The sequence below is a fragment of the Streptomyces sp. MUM 203J genome, assembly GCF_022414595.1.
GTDB lineage: Bacteria > Actinomycetota > Actinomycetes > Streptomycetales > Streptomycetaceae > Streptomyces.
Genome location: NZ_JADWYO010000023.1, coordinates 77,768 through 84,552, shown reverse-complemented (window position 1 = coordinate 84,552; position 6,785 = coordinate 77,768). Strand labels below are relative to the sequence as shown.

At 73.9% G+C, this 6,785-nt stretch carries 6 protein-coding genes; 1 reads left to right on the top strand and 5 read right to left on the bottom strand.

Annotated features, from left to right (window positions below; translation table 11 throughout):
* Positions 1–95: 95 nt before the first annotated feature.
* Complete coding sequence (locus I3F58_RS14655; protein WP_240108966.1) at positions 96–599, bottom strand: hypothetical protein; 504 nt, start codon at positions 597–599, stop codon at positions 96–98.
* Positions 600–632: 33 nt separating this feature from the next.
* Positions 633–896 carry a peptidase gene (locus I3F58_RS14650; protein WP_240108965.1) on the bottom strand — a complete coding sequence of 88 codons (264 nt, stop codon included), beginning with the start codon at positions 894–896 and terminating at the stop codon, positions 633–635.
* A gap of 133 nt (positions 897–1,029) precedes the next feature.
* Between I3F58_RS14650 and I3F58_RS14645 the strand changes: the two genes are divergently transcribed.
* A complete protein-coding gene (locus I3F58_RS14645; RefSeq protein WP_240108964.1) occupies positions 1,030–3,174 on the top strand; it encodes a protein kinase in 2,145 nt (714 codons plus the stop codon).
* 166 nt (positions 3,175–3,340) lie between these two features.
* Here I3F58_RS14645 and ilvD read toward each other — a convergent pair whose 3' ends face one another.
* From ilvD to I3F58_RS14630, 3 genes are all read right to left on the bottom strand, one after another.
* Positions 3,341–5,194, bottom strand: coding sequence for a dihydroxy-acid dehydratase (ilvD, locus tag I3F58_RS14640; RefSeq protein ID WP_240108963.1), 1,854 nt, complete (start codon positions 5,192–5,194; stop codon positions 3,341–3,343).
* A 136-nt stretch (positions 5,195–5,330) separates the two neighbouring features.
* Positions 5,331–5,960, bottom strand: coding sequence for a TetR/AcrR family transcriptional regulator (locus tag I3F58_RS14635; protein ID WP_240108960.1), 630 nt, complete (start codon positions 5,958–5,960; stop codon positions 5,331–5,333).
* Entirely contained in the window at positions 5,957–6,754 is a 798-nt protein-coding gene (locus I3F58_RS14630) for a sugar phosphate isomerase/epimerase (RefSeq protein WP_240108986.1), read from the bottom strand. The genes I3F58_RS14635 and I3F58_RS14630 overlap by 4 nt, the downstream gene beginning before the upstream one ends.
* Positions 6,755–6,785: the final 31 nt, after the last annotated feature.

Genomic DNA, 6,785 nt, shown 5'->3' with positions numbered 1-6,785 from the left:
GCCGTGGGCGGGGCGGGCGGGACGCGCCGGCGGTCGGCGGGAGCCGCGGCGGACCGGCGGCGGGCGGGTACCGGCGCGTGGTGGTGGGGGACGGGTCAGCGGCGGTTCCTGCGGGCTGCCGGGTTGCCCGTGCGGGAGGCACGGCGGGACTTGTGGCGGGACGCCGCCGCCTCGTACTCCGTGCGGAGCAGGTGTTCGCCGGGGGCCTCTCGGAGGGAGCGGAGGAAGTAGGCGAGGAGGGAGCCGACGAAGCCGATGGCCTTCAGGCCGCGCAGGGCGTCCTCCTGGGACGGGTCGGCGGGTCGGCGGGTGAAGCCCTCCCAGGTCTTGCGGAAGGCCATCGCCGTGCAGATGGCGAACATGGCCAGGACCAGGCCGTTGACGAAGCCGCCCACCTGGGCGATGGCCAGGCCCTCGTACGCCAGGCGCAGCACGAACACTCCGGCGACCGCGGCCGTCAGGGAGCCGGCGGCGACGGCCGCGCGCCGCAGACCGTAGCCCCTGTCGTGCGCGACCCAGGTCGTGCCGAAGAAGCGGAGGGGCTCGGGCTGCGGACCGGGTGCGTTCGTGTCCGGCTTCGCGTTCGGCTTCTTGTTCACGGGGCGATTATCGCCTGCCCGCCCCCGACACGGTCAGGCGCAGCGGGACGCCACGTAGCCGTCGCTGCCCGTGTACAGGTACGCGTCCGAGACGAACTGGCCGTTGCCTATGTTGTCCCAGATGTTCGTGGTGCCGTACGTGCCGGTGACCCAGGTGCCGGTCGTCTGGCAGTTCACCGGCACGCTCACGCCCTCGGGCAGCACCTTCACGATGCCGTACTGCGTGCCCGGGCCGCTGCGGACGTTGAGCCGGACGCCCGGTGCCACCGGGTAGCGCTTGACCGAGCTGGCCGTCATGGCCGACCTCCCCCTGGTGAGGCGCCCACCCCCTGCGGGCGCCACGATGCACGGAGGCTAACAAGCCATACCGGCGTCGCACGCATCATCGACTAGGCTCCGTGCGTCGCGGGAGCATTTACGGGGGTGGACGATGCCGCCGCTGCGCAGCACCGGGCCCGTACCGGAAGCGGAACATCCGGAAGAACGGCCGGAACCCGAGTACGCCGGGCGGTACCGGCTCGGTGAGGTCCTCGGGTCCGGTGGCATGGGAGTCGTACGGCTGGCGGCCTCGGACTCCGGGCTGCGCCTCGCCGTGAAGGTCGTGCACCGCGAGCACGCGGCGGAACCCGAGTTCAGGGCCCGTTTCCGGCAGGAGGTCAGCGCCGCGAGGCGGGTCAGCGGGGCTTTCACCGCGCCGGTCGTGGACGCCGCTCCGGAAGACCTGCGGCCCTGGATGGCGACGCTGTTCATCGACGGGCCGACCCTGTCTGAACGGGTGAAGCGGAACGGGCCCTTGGACGGCGTCGAGCTGCGCAGGCTGGGCGCGGGGCTGGCGGAGGCGCTGCGGGACATCCACCGGGCGGGCGTCGTCCACCGCGATCTCAAGCCGAGCAACGTCCTGCTGGCGGCCGACGGACCGCGCGTCATCGACTTCGGCATCTCGCGGCCCACCGACAGCGATGTGCGGACGGAGACCGGGAAGCTGATCGGCTCACCGCCCTTCATGGCGCCGGAGCAGTTCCAGCGGCCCCGGGAGGTCGGGCCCGCCGCCGACGTGTTCGCCATGGGTGCGGTGCTGGTGCACGCGGCGACCGGGCGGGGACCGTTCGACTCGAACAGCCCGTACATCGTGGCGTACCAGGTGGTGCACAGCGAGCCGGATCTGGCGGGGGTCCCGGAGGAGCTGGTTCCACTGCTCCGGCGGTGCCTGGCGAAGGAGCCCGGGGAGCGGCCGACGCCGGAGGAGCTGATGACGGCTCTGCGGCTGGAGGGCGGCGCGGCGCGGGTGCCGGAGCAGCGGCGGGCGGTGACCACGGCGGTGGGGAAGCCGGTGCGGGAAGGGCGGCGCGCGCCGGTGCGGTGGTGGGTGCGGCACATGCGGGTCGCGGGTGCTGTCGCGCTGGCGCTGGGCGTCGCGGGGGGTGTCGTGGCGGTGGGCGGGACGGCGCCGGGGCCGGGCGCGGGGCGCTCGGCGGGGCCTGCGGCGGAGGCGGAGCCGTTCGCCCCGTGGGAGGTCCGGCTGGAGGGCGCGAGCGCTGCCGGAGGCCGGCCGCCGGTGTGCGTGGCGGGCGGGGAGGAGGCGCTCTACTGCGCGGCCCCGGGGGTGAAGGCCGCGCGGCTGCGTCAGGTGGACGGGGCGCGGCAGTGGGCCGTGCCGGGTGGGGCCCAGGGGGCTGCCGGAGCCACGGAGAGCGCTGAGCTGTTCGTGGCCGGCGGGGTGGTGTTCGTCGTGAGCCCCGGGGTCACCGCGCTCGACGCCGCCCGGCTGGAGGCACTCGACCCCGGGAGCGGTGACGTCCGGTGGGGCGTGGACCTCGCCTCGTACGCGCAGGTCGTGCCCGTGGACGGCGGTGTGCTCGTGGTGGGGGCCGACGGGCGGGCGCGGGCGCTGGACGGGACGGACGGTGCCGAGCGGTGGAGTGGGCGGCCGGTCGCCGGCGGGGCCCAGTGGGTGGCGGGCGGGGACGGGGAGCTGCTGTTCGCGGCGGCGGTGGCGGCCGACGGGGCGTCGACGGTGGTCAGCGCGGTGGACCCGGGGGACGGGACGGTGCGGTGGGCCCATCGGGTACGGGGGGCGCTGACGCCCGTGCAGACGACGGGCGGGGGTGAGGGGCTGGTGCTGCTGTCGGCCGACCGGGAGCAGTTCGTCGACGCGGTGGTGCGGCTCGGCACCGGCGGCCGGAGTGTGCGGCGGGTTCCGCTGTCCGCGCCCGCGGACCAGGCCCAGGCGACGGTGGACGGGGAGACCGTGTACGTCGTGGGGACCGGTGGATCGCTCGCGGCCGTCGATGTGGGCCCGGGTGAGAGGGAGCTGTGGCGGTTCGAGACGGGTGCGGCACGCGTGTCCCGGCCGGTGGCGGCAGGTGGGTTCGTACTGCTGTCGGCGGGGGACGGGCGGTTGCTCGCGGTGGACGCGGGCGCGGGGACTCCCGCGGGGCAGAGCGCCGCGCGGATGGGGGCCGGGGGTGTGGCGGCGATGCTGCCGGCCCCGGTGGTCGCGGGGGACCGGGTGTTCGCGGCGGCGCCGGACGGGTCGGTGCGCGGGGTGAGCGGGACGGAGCCCGCGGGCTGGTAGGGCCGTGCTCCGCCGCTGCCCCGGCCCCTTCCCTCGGTACCGGTGCGCGGCTCCGCCGTCGGCCTCCCGCCTCCCGCCTTGGGGGTGCCCCCTTGCTCGCGGAGCCCGGGGGAACCCGTCCTCGGACATGCCCCGAGGGCGTACCCCCGGGCGGCGCGGTGCCGCGTTACGGGAGGAGGGTCACGTCCCGCACCGCGCCCCGGTCCGCGCTGGTCGCCATCGCCGCGTACGCGCGCAGGGCCGCCGAGACCTTGCGGTCGCGGGACTCGGGGGCGTAGCGGCCGTTCAGGGCCTCGCGCCGCGTGGCCAGGGTGGGCTCGTCGACGAGCAGCTCGATGGTGCGGTTCGGGATGTCGATGCGGATGCGGTCGCCGTCCTCGACCAGGGCGATGGTTCCGCCGCTCGCCGCCTCCGGTGAGGCGTGGCCGATCGACAGGCCGGACGTGCCGCCCGAGAAGCGGCCGTCGGTGATGAGCGCACAGGTCTTGCCGAGGCCCCGGCCCTTCAGGAAGGACGTCGGGTAGAGCATCTCCTGCATGCCGGGGCCGCCCTTGGGGCCCTCGTAGCGGATGACGACCACGTCTCCGTGCGTGACCTGCTTGTTGAGGATCTTCTCGACGGCCTCATCCTGCGACTCGCAGACGACCGCCGGGCCCTCGAAGGTCCAGATGGACTCGTCGACACCCGCCGTCTTCACGACGCAGCCGTCGACCGCCAGGTTGCCCCTGAGGACCGCGAGGCCGCCGTCCTTGGAGTACGCGTGCTCGGCCGAGCGGATACAGCCGCCCTCCGCGTCCTCGTCGAGGGCCTCCCAGCGCTCCGACTGGGAGAAGGCCTCCGCCGAGCGCTTGCAGCCCGGCGCCGCGTGCCACAGTTCCAGCGCCTCCGGCGACGGGGAGCCGCCGCGCACGTCCCAGGTCTTCAGCCAGTCCGCGAGGGACGGGCTGTGCACCGCCCACACGTCCTCGTTCAGCAGGCCCGCCCGGTGCAGCTCGCCCAGCAGCGCCGGGATACCTCCCGCGCGGTGCACGTCCTCCATGTAGTACGTGCGGTCCTTGCCGACGTTCGGGGCGACCTTCGCCAGGCACGGGACCCGGCGGGACACCGCGTCGATCTCCTCCAGGCCGAACGGAACGCCCGCCTCCTGGGCGGCGGCCAGCAGGTGCAGGATCGTGTTCGTCGAGCCGCCCATCGCGATGTCCAGCGCCATCGCGTTCTCGAACGCCGCGAACGAGGCGATGGAGCGCGGCAGGACCGTCTCGTCGTCCTGCTCGTAGTAGCGCTTCGTCAGTTCGACGACCGTGCGGCCCGCGTTCTCGTACAGCGCCCTGCGCGCGGTGTGCGTGGCCAGGACCGAGCCGTTGCCGGGCAGCGACAGACCGATGGCCTCCGTGAGGCAGTTCATCGAGTTGGCGGTGAACATCCCGGAGCAGGAGCCGCAGGTCGGACAGGCGTTCTCCTCGATACGGAGGATGTCCTCGTCCGACACCTTGTCGTTCACCGCGTCGCTGATGGCGTCCACCAGGTCCAGCGTGCGGACGGTGCCGTCGACGAGCGTCGCGCGGCCCGACTCCATGGGGCCGCCGGAGACGAAGACCGTCGGGATGTCGAGGCGCAGTGCCGCCATCAGCATGCCGGGCGTGATCTTGTCGCAGTTGGAGATGCAGATCAGTGCGTCGGCGCAGTGCGCCTCGACCATGTACTCCACGCTGTCCGCGATCAGGTCGCGGGAGGGGAGGGAGTAGAGCATCCCTCCGTGGCCCATGGCGATGCCGTCGTCGACCGCGATCGTGTTGAACTCGCGCGGGATCGCCCCGGCGGCCTTGATGGCCTCGCTGACGATCCGGCCGACCGGCTGGAGGTGGGTGTGACCGGGCACGAACTCGGTGAAGGAGTTGGCCACGGCGATGACGGGCTTGCGGCCGATGTCCTCGCCCGCTACACCGGAGGCGCGCATAAGGGCGCGGGCGCCCGCCATGTTGCGGCCGTGGGTGACAGTGCGGGACCTCAGCTCGGGCATCGTCGCTCGCTCCTCATCAGACAGGTCTGGCTCCTACGAGCGTACGCCGCCGCTCCACGTTCTGGACAGGTTGTCCGGATAGCGGGACAGCCGACTCACCTGCCGGTCATTCCCCGGCCCGGCGCGCACCTCAGGCTCACGCCTCCGCCAGATAGCGCTGGAGCGTCGGTGCCACCATCGCCACGATCTCCTCCGGGTCCGCCGTCGCCAGCGGCTCCACCTGGATCACGTACCGCATGATCGCGATCCCGATCATGTGCGAGGCCGCCAGCTCCGCCCGGAACTCCGGGTCCGGCACGGCCAGCTCCCCCGCCACCCGCTCCAGGAGCCGCCGCAGCACGAAGCCCCGCAGCACCTTCGCGGCCGCCTCGTGGGTGAGCGCCGACCGTACGACCGCCAGCAGCGGCGCGCGGGTCGCCGGGTTCTCCCACACGCCCAGGAAGAAGCGGGCCAGCCGTTCCCCGACACCCTCCGGGCCCTGTCCGAGCACGGCCGGGATCACCATCGCGGGCTCGAAGGACATCTCGACGGCCGCCGCGAACATCTCGTCCTTGGTGCCGAAGTAGTGGTGCACGAGCGCCGCGTCCACCCCGGCGGCCTTGGCGATGCCCCGTACCGACGTCTTGTCGTAGCCGCGCTCCGCGAACTCCGTACGGGCAGCCTCAAGGATCCGCTCGCGGGCGCCCGGCCCGTCGGCGCGGTCGGCGGCGGACGGCCGTCCGCGCCCCCTGCGCGCGCGTGGCGCCCCGGAGGTGCCGCCCGTCATCGGATCCGCGCCGCCCCCGCCAGGTGGCGGCGGGTGAAGTCCAGGGCCTCCGCCAGGTCGGCCTCGCGTTCGGCGGCGGACATGGCACGCCGGGTGTTGACCTCGATGACGACATGCCCGTCGAAGCCGGTACGGGCCAGCTGCCCCAGCAGCTCCGCGCAGGGCTGTGTGCCGCGCCCCGGCACCAGGTGCTCGTCCTTGCCGGAACCCCGCCCGTCCGCGAGGTGGATGTGCCCGAGCCGGCCGCCCATCCGGGACGCCATCGCGAGCGCGTCGGTGCGGGCGGTGGCGGTGTGGGACAGGTCGATCGTGTAGTGGCGGTAGTCGTCCTTGGTGACGTCCCACTCGGGGGCGTACGCGAGCATCTCCCGGTCGCGGTAGCGCCACGGGTACATGTTCTCGACGGCGAACCGTACGTCCGTCTCCTCGGCCATCCGCCAGATGCCGGTCACGAAGTCCCGCGCGTACTGGCGCTGCCAGCGGAACGGGGGGTGGACGACGACGGTGGACGCGCCGAGCTTCTCGGCCGCCGACCGGGCCCGCTGGAGCTTCACCCAGGGGTCGGTGGACCAGACCCGCTGGGTGATCAGCAGGCAGGGGGCGTGGACGGCGAGGACCGGGACCCGGTGGTAGTCGGAGAGCCGGCGCAGCGCCTCCAGGTCCTGGCTGACCGGGTCGGTCCACACCATGACCTCGACGCCGTCGTAGCCGAGCCGGCCGGCCACCTCGAAGGCGGTCGCCGTCGACTCGGGGTAGACGGAGGCCGTCGACAGGGCGACCTTCACCTCGGGCACCTCGGGGAGGGCCGCCCGGGACGGCGCTTCG